The sequence below is a fragment of the Paenibacillus sp. FSL R5-0473 genome (assembly GCF_038004565.1).
Classification (GTDB): domain Bacteria; phylum Bacillota; class Bacilli; order Paenibacillales; family Paenibacillaceae; genus Paenibacillus; species Paenibacillus amylolyticus.
Genome location: NZ_JBBORL010000001.1, coordinates 1,246,761 through 1,262,900 on the forward strand (window position 1 = coordinate 1,246,761; position 16,140 = coordinate 1,262,900).

At 44.9% G+C, this 16,140-nt stretch carries 18 protein-coding genes and 1 tRNA gene; 15 read left to right on the forward strand and 4 right to left on the reverse strand.

The window, feature by feature from the left end:
• The first annotated feature begins 33 nt into the window (after positions 1 to 33).
• Both MKY28_RS05425 and MKY28_RS05430 read left to right on the forward strand, forming a co-directional pair.
• Positions 34 to 255: a hypothetical protein gene (locus tag MKY28_RS05425; RefSeq protein WP_017687387.1), complete on the forward strand. Its 222-nt coding sequence runs from the start codon at positions 34 to 36 to the stop codon at positions 253 to 255.
• Positions 239 to 520, forward strand: coding sequence for a hypothetical protein (locus tag MKY28_RS05430; protein WP_340935258.1), 282 nt, complete (start codon positions 239 to 241; stop codon positions 518 to 520). The genes MKY28_RS05425 and MKY28_RS05430 overlap by 17 nt, the downstream gene beginning before the upstream one ends.
• Before the next feature lie 75 nt (positions 521 to 595).
• Here the strand turns inward: MKY28_RS05430 and MKY28_RS05435 are convergent, their stop codons facing one another.
• The 3 genes from MKY28_RS05435 to MKY28_RS05445 all read right to left on the reverse strand — a co-directional run bounded on the left by MKY28_RS05435 (position 596) and on the right by MKY28_RS05445 (position 1,884).
• Positions 596 to 832: a DUF3892 domain-containing protein gene (locus tag MKY28_RS05435; RefSeq protein WP_017687389.1), complete on the reverse strand. Its 237-nt coding sequence runs from the start codon at positions 830 to 832 to the stop codon at positions 596 to 598.
• A 112-nt stretch (positions 833 to 944) separates the two neighbouring features.
• Positions 945 to 1,388 (reverse strand): GNAT family N-acetyltransferase, encoded by a 444-nt coding sequence (locus MKY28_RS05440; RefSeq protein ID WP_036614958.1) that lies wholly within the window; start codon positions 1,386 to 1,388, stop codon positions 945 to 947.
• Between the two features lie 238 nt (positions 1,389 to 1,626).
• Positions 1,627 to 1,884, reverse strand: a complete 258-nt coding sequence (locus MKY28_RS05445; RefSeq protein WP_211080740.1) for a hypothetical protein — start codon at positions 1,882 to 1,884, stop codon at positions 1,627 to 1,629.
• A gap of 203 nt (positions 1,885 to 2,087) precedes the next feature.
• Here MKY28_RS05445 and MKY28_RS05450 point away from each other — a divergent pair.
• The 9 genes from MKY28_RS05450 (at position 2,088) to MKY28_RS05490 (ending at position 9,447) form a co-directional block, all read left to right on the forward strand.
• Positions 2,088 to 2,159: transfer RNA gene (locus tag MKY28_RS05450), tRNA-Val, on the forward strand.
• A 239-nt stretch (positions 2,160 to 2,398) separates the two neighbouring features.
• Positions 2,399 to 4,609 carry a M1 family metallopeptidase gene (locus MKY28_RS05455; RefSeq protein WP_340935260.1) on the forward strand — a complete coding sequence of 737 codons (2,211 nt, stop codon included), beginning with the start codon at positions 2,399 to 2,401 and terminating at the stop codon, positions 4,607 to 4,609.
• Between the two features lie 291 nt (positions 4,610 to 4,900).
• Entirely contained in the window at positions 4,901 to 5,158 is a 258-nt protein-coding gene (locus MKY28_RS05460) for a hypothetical protein (RefSeq protein WP_340905936.1), read from the forward strand.
• Position 5,159: 1 nt separating this feature from the next.
• The gene (locus MKY28_RS05465) at positions 5,160 to 6,158 is read left to right on the forward strand and encodes a hypothetical protein (protein WP_340935261.1); all 999 of its coding nucleotides are present in this window, start codon (positions 5,160 to 5,162) and stop codon (positions 6,156 to 6,158) included.
• A gap of 2 nt (positions 6,159 to 6,160) precedes the next feature.
• Positions 6,161 to 6,847 carry a hypothetical protein gene (locus tag MKY28_RS05470; protein ID WP_307534421.1) on the forward strand — a complete coding sequence of 229 codons (687 nt, stop codon included), beginning with the start codon at positions 6,161 to 6,163 and terminating at the stop codon, positions 6,845 to 6,847.
• Between the two features lie 413 nt (positions 6,848 to 7,260).
• Entirely contained in the window at positions 7,261 to 7,680 is a 420-nt protein-coding gene (locus tag MKY28_RS05475; RefSeq protein WP_017687397.1) for an organic hydroperoxide resistance protein, read from the forward strand.
• 142 nt (positions 7,681 to 7,822) lie between these two features.
• Positions 7,823 to 8,002: a hypothetical protein gene (locus MKY28_RS05480; protein ID WP_017687398.1), complete on the forward strand. Its 180-nt coding sequence runs from the start codon at positions 7,823 to 7,825 to the stop codon at positions 8,000 to 8,002.
• 475 nt (positions 8,003 to 8,477) lie between these two features.
• Positions 8,478 to 9,032 carry a copper amine oxidase gene (locus MKY28_RS05485; RefSeq protein ID WP_036614723.1) on the forward strand — a complete coding sequence of 185 codons (555 nt, stop codon included), beginning with the start codon at positions 8,478 to 8,480 and terminating at the stop codon, positions 9,030 to 9,032.
• A 97-nt stretch (positions 9,033 to 9,129) separates the two neighbouring features.
• Positions 9,130 to 9,447, forward strand: a complete 318-nt coding sequence (locus MKY28_RS05490; RefSeq protein WP_036614722.1) for a DUF1292 domain-containing protein — start codon at positions 9,130 to 9,132, stop codon at positions 9,445 to 9,447.
• 207 nt (positions 9,448 to 9,654) lie between these two features.
• Here MKY28_RS05490 and MKY28_RS05495 read toward each other — a convergent pair whose 3' ends face one another.
• Positions 9,655 to 11,130: an aminotransferase class I/II-fold pyridoxal phosphate-dependent enzyme gene (locus MKY28_RS05495; RefSeq protein WP_340935264.1), complete on the reverse strand. Its 1,476-nt coding sequence runs from the start codon at positions 11,128 to 11,130 to the stop codon at positions 9,655 to 9,657.
• A gap of 177 nt (positions 11,131 to 11,307) precedes the next feature.
• Here MKY28_RS05495 and MKY28_RS05500 point away from each other — a divergent pair, with 177 nt between their 5' ends.
• The 4 genes from MKY28_RS05500 (at position 11,308) to MKY28_RS05515 (ending at position 16,139) form a co-directional block, all read left to right on the forward strand.
• The gene (locus tag MKY28_RS05500) at positions 11,308 to 12,600 is read left to right on the forward strand and encodes an MFS transporter (RefSeq protein WP_076328051.1); all 1,293 of its coding nucleotides are present in this window, start codon (positions 11,308 to 11,310) and stop codon (positions 12,598 to 12,600) included.
• Positions 12,601 to 12,853: 253 nt separating this feature from the next.
• Positions 12,854 to 13,453, forward strand: coding sequence for a hypothetical protein (locus MKY28_RS05505; protein ID WP_036614719.1), 600 nt, complete (start codon positions 12,854 to 12,856; stop codon positions 13,451 to 13,453).
• 172 nt (positions 13,454 to 13,625) lie between these two features.
• Complete coding sequence (gene gndA, locus MKY28_RS05510) at positions 13,626 to 15,035, forward strand: NADP-dependent phosphogluconate dehydrogenase (protein ID WP_091014235.1); 1,410 nt, start codon at positions 13,626 to 13,628, stop codon at positions 15,033 to 15,035.
• Positions 15,036 to 15,629: 594 nt separating this feature from the next.
• The gene (locus MKY28_RS05515) at positions 15,630 to 16,139 is read left to right on the forward strand and encodes a shikimate kinase (protein WP_340935269.1); all 510 of its coding nucleotides are present in this window, start codon (positions 15,630 to 15,632) and stop codon (positions 16,137 to 16,139) included.
• Position 16,140 lies beyond the last annotated feature (1 nt).

The following is a 16,140-nucleotide window of genomic DNA, read 5'->3' on the forward strand; positions in this document are numbered from 1 at the left end:
ATACAAACAAACGTTCTTATCGGAGGGATGATTATGCTAGGGAAATATATTGGCCAGATGGTGGAGCTTGTCTACATGGATCGTGCAGGGCAGATTACGCAGCGACAGATTCGAATTAACAGTGTACGTGGCGGGATGATTAGAGCATCAGCGGGAAAAGAAGGTTCGCCTAGAACATTTCTGGAGCAAGGTATTCTGGCATGGCGTCCTGTTACCGATCTGAATGGGGAGGTAAAGTATGCTGAACGACTTTGAACGCAAGATTTTGCGTATTATGGTGAACTATGCAGGACAACGGCGCAGGCTGCCGCGTATGGATGAACTCGAGAACAAGACGGGACGAAGCAAAGCTTACATTCATGAGTCATTGCTGGAGCTTGAACGCACCGGGCACATCGCGTGGGAGAACCGGTCTACTCTTGAAGGGATACAGATTTTGCAGGCATGGGAACAGGTACAACAGCCGATTCGCAAAAGCCAACCTTCCGGTGATTCCGTAAAATATTTTACGGACTACTAATCATAATAAGAAAACGCCAACCCGGATATCCGGATCGGCGCTTACTGTGTCACATGTACGACATGTGCATCTATTTTAGAAATGGGGAAGTTGGTCCAGGTTGTTGGTTGGGTCACCGTCGGCATCTCCGCGAATGTACATTTCGCCATCCTTGCCTTTAAATACATTCACACCGGCAATAGCGCCAGCTTTTACTTCTGCAAGTGCCTGCTGATAATCCAGTACGCGTCCTGCTGAAGTCTGAAATGCTGTCAGGTCACCGTCGCCATTTTTCTGTACGGCTGTGAAACTCTCGCGTGTTGTTTGATCCATGATGTCACACTCTCCTTATATGACGAGATAGGAATCTGTCTACCTGATTAGCCTATCCGATTTCCTCGGAAGTATGCATCATATGCTGATAAGAGCTGCCAACGTCGAGGTTTTACAAGCTCTTTCTCATACGAACATGCAGAATATCTGCATCATAAAAAGGTTCTTCCGAAATCACTTCATAACCCAGTTTTTCATAGAATTTCTGTGCCTGACACTGCGCATCCAGTACAGAATAGGATAAGCCGAGTTCACGTGCCAGCTCCTCCATCGCGAGCAGAAGCACACGTCCATAACCAAATGAACGATGAGATTCAAGCACTGCGATTCGCTGCATTTTGGCTGTATCCTTGCTGTAATAGATCAGACGTCCTGTGGCTACAGCTTGGCCATCCGTACTTAACAATACATGATGCACATCCGGACTGATGACATCATATTGATCAATCTCAATCTCGGCAGGCACCTGTTGCTCGATAACAAATACGTGATGGCGAATTCCCAGGGCTTGCTCCAGTTGTTCTTCTGTTGATACATAACTAATCTCAGCTGCCAATTCCATTCCTTCTTTCTGCTCTTGCGCGACATATCAGACTGAATTATACAAAAAAATGTTTTTCCTGTATAGTGAAGTCTGGAACATATTGGGAGAGGAGGGGGTAGTGATGGGCATGACAGGCATCATGGTAATTACATTGCTAATGTCGGCGGGAATGATTACTCTGTTGTATTACGTTACGAAGAAAGCATACTCACGCAAGTGGGATGAAGATGAGTAATTCACCTGTTAACCTTCACGGCAAGACTTCACTGCTTCCTCGCGGAGAATACACATCTTGAATTACAGATTTGGAGTATACGTCCAGCCAGACGGGCAGAGATTCACCATTTTCATTGGGCTGTTGTAATTGTTGGAATTGAACTGTATGTTCATCCCTCTCTAAGCCGCAACCAGTAACGGTTGTAATGAGAATCATAAGCCCAGCAAAGAGAAAGAAGCATTTGGTAAATGTATATTTATTGGATTTTGACCGTTTTGTTAAGTTTCTCATAGGGAATTCACCTCGTGTTGAAATGGTAATCTTTCCTTTATTGTGCACCATTTCGGGTGAATTATAACCAAATAAATCATTGACAATGAACACGGTTACTTGATATGATACTGTTACTTGATTGGGAAACAATTATATATCATGATCTGTTAGCTCAGTTAAATTTAGTAGTACGACCGTGATTGATACATCATAATTATTACAGGGCGATAGCTCAGCGGGAGAGCATTATCTTGACAGGGTAAGGGTCGTGGGTTCGATCCCCACTCGTCCTATATGAAAAATTAAAACAACTTCTTTTGAGAATTATATCTCAAGAGGAGTTGTTTTTTTTATATAATAATATGGCTACCTCCAATAATATGTGTAGGTGGTTTTTGTTGATAATAAATTTAATGGCACAGTTTCTCTTCCTCTTTTTAAACAAAACTTAAATAAAACATAAATTCATCGTAAGGTTCGTCTTCTATACTTGGTCATGAGGTCAACATAGAACAGGAGAAGGAGAGAACTTATGAATTATTCAAGTCCATTTACATCAAAGTTAGCCAGAGTAGGGATCGCGGGTACACTGGCTTTAATACTGGCAGCAAGCCCACTTGCCAACATGGGGGTTGTTGCCGCGGAAGCAGACCCAGCACCTGTATCTTCGAAGATATATAATACACAGAAAGACTCTCTAGAGCAGACCCCGATTCAATACCAGATCCAGGCTCGATTAAATGAGAAGGACATGACGATCCAGGGGAGCGAGAAGGTAACGTACCGCAACACAAGCAAGGATGCACTCCAGCAGCTGGTTCTTCATACATATGCTGATGCAAACCTCTCCAAGTCTACACAGGCGAGCATGTACCAACAGCATAATGAGAAGATTAGTGAAGATCACCCGGAGAAGACAGCGGAGGACTTTCTGGGTGGCATCGATATTCAGGCTGTAAGCGCAGATAGCCAATCGCTGGACTTCCATAAGGAAAACCAAGCGTTGACCGTGCAGTTGAAGAAGCCCGTACAACCAGGTGAATCGGTATCATTCCAACTGGAGTTTCAGTTGAATATACCCTATGGCTCACAGCGAGTTTCCTACTACAAGGACATGATCAATGGTGCACACTGGTTCCCGGTGATGTCTGTATACGACGAGGTAAAGCATCAATGGAACAAGGCACCGTATAGTCGAACATTTGAGAGCGATTATTACACCTCATCGGACTTTGAAGTTCAATTAAATGTTCCTGATAAGTATCAAGTAGCCATGCCGGGCACGATCACCACTCAAAACAGTACAGAACATGGTCGTAAGATTGTGTCTGCTGTAGCCGAGAATACGAGGGAGTTTGTTTTCTTTGCAAGTCCTAATCTTCAAGTGGAACGCGTTACCCGTAACGGTCTGACGGTGGAGTATTATTATTTCAACGATGACCCATCCAAGAAAAAGATAATTGACCGGTACATTAATCAGGCATTCAAGGTCATCGATTTCTATAGTGACAAGTATGGGAAGTATCCCTATCCAGAGTTCCGAATTGTCGAGACGTATGTACAAGGCGTTGCCGTGGAGTATGCGAGGCTCATCCAGATGGGACAGATTCAAGATGGTGCGGTTCCAGAAGAAGACACAACATTTGTTCATGAAATAGCGCATCAGTGGTTCCATGCATTGATCGGTAATAACTCGGAGACAGAATCCTTCCTGGATGAAGGCTTTGCTGATTTCTCCATGGTGTATTTTGCCGAGAAACAGGGAGACAAGCTAAATGGATTCAGATCCATACAGTTTGATACTGCGCCCGTAGATATGGCGATTGCGTCAACAAACGATGAAGCTGGGGATTTGGCAAGTTTGGTATATTATCAGAAGGGGCGACAAGCGATCTATCAGCTTTACCGTTCCGTCGGTGAAGAGAAATTTGACGAGTTGATGAGGACATATTTCAAACGCTACGTGTACCAAAATGCAACGGTAGAGGGGCTGCTTCAAACCATTGAAGATGTGCTTGGTAAAGAAATACGTTCAGAAATGCAGATGGCCCTATATCAGCCTGATTTTGTCTTAAAGCCGGAATACCAATTATCACAGGAAGAGACCGCCGCCTATGTGCATGATGTCTTACAAGTGCAATATCAGGCTGTCATGGGTATGGTTCCTAATCTGCCTTATGAAGTGATGAATCGATTGATGGACAAAGCCCTTCAAGGCGAGGAATTAACCATTGTGCTCAGCGATCAGGTGAGTAAGCTTGCAACTAAACAGCAGGAAGATATGGTTAATCAGTTGACCGGATTCCTTGATATGACTGGTATGAAATACGACATTATAAGGGATCGCAAGGAACTGAAGCAAAAGATGAAAAAAGAGATCGGCAACAGCAACCTTATTGTTATTGGCAATGCCAAGTCAAACGGATTGGTGCAGGCTTTAAAATTCAACATTATTGATCGAACGAAACAGACGGGTTTTCCTTGGAAAAATACCATGAATCAACCTCTCACGGCTGGTGCATATGTTATCAAACATCCCTATAACCAGAATCGATTGATGCTTCATTATTTCTGGAATGAGGATCATCTGAGTGATGAGGCATTTGAAGCTTTTAAGCTGAAAATACAGGAGTCTATCGGATTCACTAACGACTTTTACCAGTACTATGTATTGGATAACCAAGGCAAGGAGAAATCCAATAAAAAAGTTGTGAATCCCATATCTTCACTTTTTGCGGAGTAATAAGTAATAAGTAATAAGTAATTGGTTTTGCAGTTTCTTCCTCTAAACAGGTTAGCCAATTGTTATTGGTTAGCCTGTTTAGTCATTTTAACAAAAGCAAACCGATGGTTGCACAACTCACTCCCCTCCATAGAAAAGATATAACCTTCAAAAAGTCTAAAAGGGGATAAAATTTTATGTTGTTTTGCAAACCAGTCTTGGAATATTAGGCCTTAAAATGGGTATGATGCTTTAACAGAAAGGTAACTTCATGAATATACTTATCGTGAGAAAACAATAGGAGGGATTAATATGAAGGATCAACATTATCCGGGCATGCCATGGAAAGAGACAGTCACTGATCACAACGGTAAGGAAAGCAAAGGAATTAACAAAATGAAAGCGTATTCATATAATACAGGCATTCGCTCTATCATTCGTGTTATTCAGGGGCCGGCTGCGAATATGGGTAATGTTGTTGATCTCTCAAATCTACTAAAGGGCGCGACGGATTTAGTATACTTCTCTCCATTGGACATTGTCACCCTGAACGTTAAGGAGGTTGTGTAACATGTCAATGGTCGAAAAAAATATCCAGGCAGAACAGACTGCTAATGTCACAGCCAACAGTTTCACTTCACCTTATGATTATTGCGATGCAGAAACCAGACGGATGTACACGCCTCAATTTGATAAAAAAATGGACAATCCTATGTATACCGCTGCAATGGCGGGTCTTCAATCGATCTATTGGTTTCGGGCGATCAAGGTAAAGGGGCTTATCCCTGATGCAAAAGCAGATTATTATGCTACGTATTCTACCAACCATAATCACATCGGAGGAATTGGACTAGCCTACTCGAACAGCCCGACAGGACCATGGACCAAACACGGACAGGTGTATCTCGATACTGTGGTTGGGAATTCGACGGAAACTCCATTTGTGATCTGGAACGATGAAGAACAATTGTTCTTTATGTATTATCAACAAAACGGACTGGGGATCAATCAATCGACGGCACTTGCGACCTCTGTAGACATGATTAACTGGACAAGAGTGGGTTTGATTTTGGACAAACCTCCCGGGTTCCCAGGTGATGGTCATACCGGTTACTTCTCGTGTTTCAGAAATGGCGGCAAATGGATCGGTTTCTCGGTGATGGGCGGTGGTGACTTTGGCCGTAAATGTATCTGGCATTCACATGACGGACGTAACTGGTTAGCTGATCCAAGACCATTAATGGGTGGGAATGATGCCACTTTAAGTGCAGGAGAAAACATTTCGAGATCCAATGCTGGTGTATTTATGTACAAAGGGAGCATGTGGTGGCTGGGCATGTTATCGGCTTATGCTTCCGGTGGGGTTACGACTGTAGCTCGGCCTGCCATTGCCAAGATCAGCGCAGACTTTCGTCAACTGCTGGACAAACCTACAGATATATATTTTCCAGCATTGACTTGGGAAACGACCAACATGCAATCCTTGATGGTGTCCGTTATGGACGGTGTAGTGTACGTGTATTACAATACCGATCATAATATCGGTGTAGCCTATTCGGTGGGGGTGTAGAGATGGTTATACGTGATGCAGCGGGTCAGATCGTGCCCTTTGGAAAGGTTCACAAACAGCTTGTGGCCGATTTTCTTTACGGAACGTTACCGGATTGGGTGGAGGTGGTGGGCAACCCTACGTTTGAGCCTTTGCCCGACAGAGGGACCATAACCGTTACAACACCGACAACGGCAGGAGCCACGGCAGAGTTGAAAATGAAACATCTGATTGACAGCTCGAAAGTAACAGCAATTGCAATAACTTTGGAAGCGCTACAATTAAACGGGAACATTGGAATTTCAGTTCAGGTTGGGATTAAATCGAAGGATAGCAAGGCCGGAATCACATTTTTTCAAAACGTAAATCAGAAGTATGGTATGGTCCGTGCCTATAAAGCAGATGGAACGTACACGGATTTTAATCAAAACATGGTGTTCTTCACCACACATGGCGTAGCAGGAGATGAAGCACAGAACCGTAAGAACCTCACTGTGCTGCTATGTACCGGATTACAGTTTTCAGCTGGACTCGAGAGACCGTCCGTATGGCTTGGTGCGGATGATCAGTATGGCGGTGTTGCTGCTGACCTTAGCGGTGGGTTGTTCCAACATGGAGAACTGCAATGTCTTTTGAAACTAACTACAAGTAAGGCAGAGGCCAAGTATTTCAAATGTGCACAGATGAAAGTGGATATCTGGAGTAATTAATCAAACTGGGGAGACGTCGGAAGATGAACAAGGTGTATGAATTGAAGAGGAATGACAAAGAGAAAAAATAGATTATCTGTATGGATCGGTAAAAGATATACTTTCAGTAATTTGGTACCTAAACACGGACACTTTGAAAATGAAGTGCAGTGTTTGGGTACCATTTTTATTTAGAGAATGAAGTCAGGCCAAGTTTATTGGATACAAGCGAACAACTCAGAAAGTGCTCTGACTCTATGTTTGGGCTGTCCGGGGTTAGAGATGAACTATTCTCCAAACGTGTTTTAAACTATATTTTTTTATGTTAACTATTTACATACACAATTTAATTGTGTACAATGTAATTGTTGGCGATACAAGAGAGATCAAAATTCAGTCAAAATAAATCTAATTAACTAAAGGAGTTTTCACAAATGAAAACATTATATGAAACAACAGTCATCAATACAGGCGGACGTCAAGGCATCGTACAATCTCCCGATAACGTGTTTATGTTGGATGTTGCTGCACCACCTGAACTCGGAGGACAAGTGACGACAGCTACCAATCCAGAGCAGTTGTTTGCAGCAGGGTATAGTGCTTGTTTTAACTCCGCACTGGAGTTTCAATTGAAGAAACACAAAGTTGAGATTGAAAGAAGTACGGTAGCTGCAACCGTAATGTTGGTGACGGACTCTGAGGATAACGGCGTGAAGCTTCAAGTAGATTTGGAAGTTAAAATCCTTGGTCTAGATGAAGAAACAGCACAGAAGTTTGTGAAACTTGCCCATGACTACTGTCCATATTCCAAAGGAATCAAAGGGAACGTGAATGTTAACGTGGAACTGGCGTAATCACTGATACTATTTGTTGATAAGAAGCCTCCGAGAAATCGGAGGTTTTTTGGTGTTTTATGCATAAAAATCAATTTCGCACTCAATTGTGGGTTATAATGGTAGTAAGTTTACACAAAACTGCTGAAAGGGGAATGTACTTATGATGGATTTTAGCAAACCACCCCATGGCTCTGAGACCGATACCCACCGTCAGCGTCATCAGGAGAATGAACAGAAATACCTGTCCGGAGGCAAGAGCATTTGGTATGAAATCAGCAACTGGCTCATTCTCGGAGGTATCCTTCTTGTCATATTTTTATTATTTAAATACGTTTTTTAAATAGACACACAACCGGGCGAATCCCCATATGATGCATTACATCAGTAAGCACTTGGGGAAATGGGGAATCCGGGATGGCAAAAGCAAAGGGTAAGAAAGCTCCCGCATTAAAGAGTGATAAAATACGTGTATCCATGAAGTTGGTCACATCGGATGTATGCGAGAGATGTAAGACACCATGTACACGAGGCATGGATTACGCTGCACGTATGAGAATTGAAGGGGCTTTAGGCAAGGGCGTTCCCTGTATATTGACCCGCCATACTTCTTCATAAACTCTTCGTATAATCCCGTATATATAACAATTATAGATCAGGGCCATCCTTTAATGAGGATCGCCTCTTTTTGTGCATTCCAAGGGGTGGAAAAAATTCTGGATAAAAAATGAAAAATGATGAAAAACAGCGCAACTTTGTGGATGAATCTGCAGTATAAATGTACAACAGCTAGCAGCAGGGGAGGGAATATTGACGGGATGAAATGGAAACGAATATTGCTTTGTGTCACGGTATTCTCCTTGCTCGGCGGGTCTTTATTGTTTGCTGATTCGGTGAACGAGAAGATTCGTGTTCTCATTAACGGCAAGGAAGCAGCTGATGGAGGTTATCTCATTGATGGAACGACCTATGTACCTGTCAGGGAAGCCGGAGGCGTCGTCAAATGGGACAGCAGTAACAAGAGAGTAACGGTGATCAAACCGAATGTACATATTTTTCTCTTCAAGGGAGACACTGTATTTGGCAACGTTAACGTAGGTAAGCTGAAATTTAATGTATTTTCACAAGTGGATAGTCTAACAGCAGATGTAGCTGCCGTGAAAGTAACAATCACTAACCCGAGCGGTCAGGTGAAGGATATCCAGTCCCAGGAGCTTACGACCCAGAAGGATAACTTCTGGTTCCGCACATATGATTTTACGTACGATTTCAGTCGTGCCGGCAAGTATCAGGTCGGCTTTCATATTAAAGAAAATGCAAACAGCAGCTACGTCCTGGTAGCGGAGAAAATCATTACAGCGCTGAACGATTGAAGCGAAAATTACCCTGTGAGTTAAATTGACCTGGGTCATTGAACATGTTACGATATGCAAGGTTACACAATTTCTATTTATAAAGCGAGGTATTTCAATGAGCGATCACACACATGAACACGGCGATGGCTGCGGATGCGGGCAAGACCACGACCACGACCACGAGCATGAAGAAGTCCTTCTCACATTAACAGACGAGAACGGCCAAGACGTGGAGATGGTTTTGGTGGAGACGTTTGACGTGGAGAAGCATGTTTATGCGCTCCTGCTGGAACGTAACAATCCTGAAGCTGACGGCATCATCCTGCGTATGGAAGAAGAAGACGAGGAAATGGTGCTCTACAATATTGAAGACGAAGAAGAGTGGAACCGCGTTGAAGCGGCTTACAACGAACTCGTTGCATCACAAGAATAGTCATTCTTTTGGAACATAACATGAAGGCTCCTTGATCTCAGGGGGCCTTTTGTTTGTTTTTTAAGAGGTATACGAGCATTTACACCACCGGTTTGAACGACGAAATAGACGGGAAAATGCAAACTCGCTTGTCCCATAAAATAAAAAAGGACCAAGCTAGGGCTTGGTCCTTTAAGTTTATCCCCTGCACAGCGCAAGGGGGTTGTTTTAGAAAATGGCATCGGCTTCCACGATCACTTTAACGTTGGTTACGCTGCGATCTTCGGGTCCTTTGACGGGTAATCCAACTTCGACATGATCGATGATGTAGTCGATATTTTCCTGGGTGATAACCTCACCCGGCAACAGGATCGGAATTCCTGGCGGATAGACATAGATGAATTCCGAGATAATACGTCCTGCGGATTCCTTAAACGGAATCACTTCGGTATCACCGTAGAATGCATCACGTGGAGTCAGCATCAACTGTGGAATATCCGGAACTTTTACCACCAGTTCATGGGCCGGGTTCACTTGATAATAGGTACGGGAGAGATCCTGCAAAGCGTTCAGCAAGATATCCACACTATTATCCGTATCTCCTGGCGTAATGAGACACAGAATATTGTACATATCACTAAGTTCAACCTCGATGTTGTAATGTTCACGTAGCCAGTTCTCTGTCTCATACCCTGTAATACCCAGATGGCGAACATGGATCGTTACTTTGGTTGGATCATAGTTGAAGGTCGCTTCTGTACCCAGCAGCTCTCTACCGAAGCAATACAGGCCATCCATATCATTAATCGAACGTCTGGCAAACTCAGCTAGTTCAATCGCCTTCTGTGCAATATCACGACCGTGGAGTGCCAGGTTACGTCTTGATGTATCGAGTGAAGCAAGCAAAATGTATGAAGTTGATGTTGAGGTGAGCAGACTCAGGATCGTCTGTACACGCTGTGGATTCACGAAACCATTCTTCGTGTTCAGGTTGAGTACGGAACTCTGTGTCATGGAGCCACCAAGCTTGTGGACACTGGTTGCAGCCATATCGGCACCTGCTGCCATCGCAGACAACGGCAGATCCTCATGGAAATGAATGAGTACGCCATGTGCTTCATCAACAAGTACAGGAACTTGGTAGCTGTGTGCCAGCTCAACAATCTCTTTAAGATCGGTAACCACGCCGTAATAGGTCGGGTTAATTACAAGCAATGCCTTGGCATCTGGATGACGCTCAAGTGCGCGACGGATAGACTGTGTAGTCACTCCATGGTCAATGCCCAGATTGGCATCTTGTGAAGGAGATACAAATACGGGTTTGGCGCCTGAGAAAATAATTGCGGACAGAACCGATTTATGCACATTACGGGGCACAATAATTTTGTCACCCGGTGAGCATACAGACAGAATCATGGTCATAATGGCACTGCTTGTGCCTTGTACACTAAAATAGGTATAATCGGCTCCGAAGGCATCTGCTGCCAAAATCTGTGCTTCCTGAATGACACCGGTTGGCTGATGCAGGTCATCCAACGGTGCGATGTTAATCAAATCTATGGAGAAGGCATTATCGCCAATAAATTCACGGAATTCGGTATCCGCTCCCAATCCTTTTTTATGGCCCGGAATATGAAACTGTACCGGATTGAGTGCCGCATGATTTTTTAAAGCGGTAAACAGCGGCGTACGGTGGTGATTCATCAGTGCTGTCACAACCCTTCCTAATAAAATTGGTAAACAAAGATGAGTATAGCAAATTAAGAACCGAATGCAACAGTATAAATCGACAATTTTTTAAATTGCCGAGATTTGGGCACATTCCCCACGGTTACACTAAGGATAGGGAATAGGCAAATGAACACCGAAAGGGGAAAAAGAATGCAAACCGACACAAAACCAGCCAAAATTCTGCGATCACCATTTTTTATCGCGATGTGGCTGACACTTTTTCTAGTTGAAATTATCAAAGGAGCCCTGTTGGTAGCTGTTTTGCCCGTGTATATGGACAATATACTGGGTCTGTCTGCAGGCGTCATTGGTGTGGCATTTGCTCTTCAATATCTGGGAGATAATCTGTTCCGGGCGCCTTCCGGCTGGGCAGCAGAACGGATCGGGTTCCGCGCAACGATGGTTACAGCATTAATCTGTACCTTAATCGCTGTTATTATGATCCTTTTTCTCAAAAGTGCCGTTGGACTGGCCATGGCCTGTCTGATTCTTGGCATTGGTACGTCACCGCTCTGGCCTTGCGCCATGACAGGCGTGACGGCGATGTCAGGCCCACAGAATAAGAATGGTACAGCAATGGGGGCGCTGGAGATGGCTGCTCTCGGCGGAACGGGGCTTGGACCTATAGGCATGAACTGGCTGCTGGAGCGCACGCATCATGATTATCGAACTATATTCCTCGTGCTGATGGGTTGTGCCATTCTCGTTATTCTGGTGGCCATGATTCTGCCTGGACGTGTCATTGTTGAAGGAGAGCATGCCGAGCAAGCAGCGAAGAATAGTGATGTGAAATATCCAGCCAAACCGAATCTGCTCACGCCGTTCATCCGGCTGCAAAAGAGTGTGAAGGGCACACTGCAACGGGTACGCAGCACGCTTAATGTTAATCCACTGGTGTATCCTGCACTGTTTATGCAGTCGTTTGTCATCGGGCTGCTCAGTCCAGTAATCACGCTATATACACGCACAGATCTGCACATCTCGCCGAACCTTTACAGCTTGTTGCTGATTGCAGGTGGTGGAATAACGGTCATTGCCTTGCTGCCTGTTGGTAAAATGGTAGACAGGTTTGGCACGAAACCGTTCCTGAACGTTGGTTTTTTGATGGCGGCAGCGAGTCTGTTCGCATTCTCCTCTATAACATCCATTCCGGTGGTGTTTGGTGTTGTCATGCTCGTGGGCATCAGTTATGCCATGATTTTGCCCGCCTGGAATGCTTTTGTAGCCACACTGATTCCCAAAGGAGAGCGGGGTGCGATCTGGGGATTCTTCCTTACATTGCAGGGATCAGGCATGGTTGTAGGACCTATTGTTTCTGGACTGCTGTGGGACCACGTTAGCCATCCGGCTCCATTCATTGGCAGTGCCATCGTCATGGCAGGACTTGCCGTTGTGCACTTTGTGTTATCCCGCAATCCATTTCGCACCGCTCCGGCCAAATAAGCAAAAGAAAAGGGAGTTCCACCAACCGTCTTGGTTGTGGGGCTCCCTTTTTCGCGTCCAATATATCACGATAATCGGGGGCTTGCCCCTGTGCGTGTGCGGAAAGCTGCAATCCGGCGGTCCTTTCGGTGAAAAATAGTCAAATAACCAAGTACCCTTACATAAAATGAAGTATAAAATAGGGTAAGCCGATTGAGTAGAAGCGATTGAAGACGAGGGCCGGAGTTGATCCGGTACAGATGGAGGGAGTGCCGTGAATAAGAGTTATGAAGTTGAATATTGCAATCTGGAGCTGCGGTTCAACCGTCGGCATATCCAAAATTTGATCAGAGACCTTATTCGTGAGGGATATTCACTATATTGGAGCGAGGACGAATCCTTTTTTATCCTGTCAGTCCGGACCGGCCGCAAGCTGGTAAAGCTCCGCTTTCAACAGACACGCACGGGGAACTACAAGATGACCGGAGATTATATCATTAAGGATGCAAAACTTGCAGAGTGGCTGGAGAAGCTGATTGGGGATACACGCGGGCATGCGGTTGTGAAGCGATTTAAGGATCAACAGATGACCGTGGAGAACATTTTATTCGGTGAAGTCATTCGGCTCGTGGAAGTGTCTGGGTTCAAACAGCGTGTCATTTTTCAAAAGGAACCTGCGCCGACGGCGGAAGAGATGGAAGAAATGTTCCTCTCGCGTGAAGGCGAGGAAAGGCTTATGTTGTTGCGTATGGAAGTGGACGATGAACTGGAGCGCCTCTACACGGCCATGCAGATGGATAATATCGAAAAAGCAAATGCTTGCCGTCAAGTCTTAAAACAGTTGTCCGGACATCTGTTAATGTTGGAAGGATGACAAGATAAGGCCGTATTTATGAAAATACGATGAACACCTCAGCAGATTGGGGTGTTTTCTCGTTGTGTAGCTGTGCCACGGGGTTCACTTCTATACATAAAACCGTTAAAATGGGAGTATTGTTGAGAATTTATTTCAATAAAATTAATTGGAGCAAAGGATGGAGGACCAGATGACAAAACAACAAATTGGCGTAATTGGCCTGGCTGTCATGGGCAAAAATTTGGCCCTTAACATTGAAAGCAAAGGTTTCTCAGTATCGGTATATAACCGTTCCCCGGAGAAAACCAATGATCTTCTGAAAGAAGCTGAAGGTAAAAACCTGACAGGCTCATTCTCCATTGAAGAGTTCGTAGCATCCCTGGAATCCCCGCGCAAAATTTTGATCATGGTACAAGCCGGCAAAGCGACCGACGCTACCATTGAACAACTGCTTCCTCACCTGGATGAGGGCGACATCATCATTGATGGAGGGAACGCATACTTCCCTGACACGCAACGTCGCAGCAAAGAGTTGGAAGACAAAGGCATTCGTTTCATCGGTACAGGTGTATCCGGTGGTGAAGAAGGCGCACTGAAAGGCCCTTCCATCATGCCAGGTGGACAGGAAAGTGCTTATAAACTGGTTGAACCGATCCTGACGGCAATCTCGGCCAAAGTCGGTGACGATCCATGTTGTACATATATTGGACCAGACGGTGCCGGACACTATGTGAAAATGGTGCATAACGGTATCGAGTACGGAGATATGCAGTTGATTGGTGAAGCGTACCACTTGCTCAAATCCGTATTGAACGTTTCCGTTGAAGAGCTGCATGCGATCTTTACGGAATGGAATCAAGGAGAGCTGGATAGCTACCTGATCGAAATCACAGCAGATATCTTCTCCAAATACGATCCGGAAACCGGCAAACCAATGGTTGACGTTATTCTGGACGCGGCTGGACAAAAAGGAACAGGTAAATGGACAAGCCAAAGTGCGCTGGATCTCGGCGTTCCATTGTCCATGATTACAGAATCCGTATTCTCCCGTTTCCTGTCTGCGATGAAGGACGAGCGTGTAGCAGCTAGCAAAATTCTGAATGGACCAGCGACTGAAGCGTTCTCCGGTGACAAAAAAGCATTTATCGAGAGCGTGCGTAAAGCCCTCTTTGCAAGTAAAATCGTATCCTACGCACAAGGATTTGCACAAATGCGTGCAGCTTCCGACGAGTATGGCTGGGATCTGAAATACGGCAACATTGCCATGATCTTCCGTGGTGGCTGTATCATCCGTTCGCAGTTCCTGCAAAACATCAAAGAAGCTTATGATAAAGACGCAGCGCTGAAAAACCTGCTCTTGGATCCTTACTTCCAAAACATCGTTGAGTCTTATCAAGGCGCATGGCGTGAAGTTGTAGCGGCTGCTGTAAAACAAGGTGTTCCGGTACCTGGCTTCTCCAGCGCTCTTTCTTACTACGACAGCTACCGTACAGAGCGTCTGCCAGCAAACTTGCTACAAGCTCAACGTGACTACTTCGGTGCTCACACGTTCAAACGTGTGGACAAAGAAGGCAGCTTCCACCACAACTGGATGGAGTAGTACCACATATACAAGTCTATTAGATTTGGCCAAAGAGCCCTTAATCAGGAGCTTTGGCCTGCTAAGGGGCTCAAAAGAGGTTTGGCGTTCCGGTGATTGCCGGTTTACGCTGGACCTCTTTTTTTACTGTGTTATACAGTAATAGTGTTGATGGAGAAGATATGTTGCTGGTTCTAGACCTAATGAACAGGAGACACTCTATTTTGGAAAAATGAGCCGGTTCTATTTTTTAACGAACTCAGAAGGCCCTATTCAGATAATTTGCAGCGAGATGTCGAGGTTTTGACGGTGATTTTTTGAAATAAGTTTACTGAGATTCGTTAGAAGTTTAACTGCTCCTATTTTAGGTAAATAAGCTCATTGGAGTTCGTTAGTTTGCTGGGATGGTTACTGATTGAGATGTTTGGAGACTCAAAACTGCTTGAGGGTGATCTGACGTAGGCTTAGATGCCGGGAGTTACTTAATCTGTCTTGGAAGTACTTGCGGATGGTCGAAAGGAAGTCAGTGAGGAGATGGTCTTTCCCAGTCCGCAGGGCTGTGTTATGATAGGACAAAAGTGCTCACGAATTGCTTGAATTAAAGGAGTGTACACCTTGAGCAAGTCTAACAATATTATTCTCATTGGTATGATGGGAACCGGCAAATCAACCGTCGCTGACATGCTTGCACGCGAGCTTGGTTATCGATTGATTGATGTAGACGCCGCGGTGGAAAAAGAGGAAGGCTGTACAATTCCAGAATTGTTCACTGGCAGGGGAGAGACATATTTCCGTGACGCCGAGAGCCGCATGTTGTGTTCGGTGCTGGAGAAGAAGTCACAGGTCATAGCGACCGGAGGTGGCGTGGTGCTGCGTTCGGATAATTGTGACGTGATGTTGAAAAATGGTTGGGTTGTTGCCTTGACTGCTGATCCGGCAGTGATTGTAGAACGTGTTAGTGGCTGTGACAATCGTCCACTCCTCGCAGGTAATGCAGAGGAACGCATTCAGGCAATTATGGAAGAACGGAAAGACGCATATCGGTTCGCACATTATACGGTGGATACAACGGAGTTATCCGCTGCTGAAGTGACTCGTTTAATTTTAGCGCATTACCGCGTCTAAG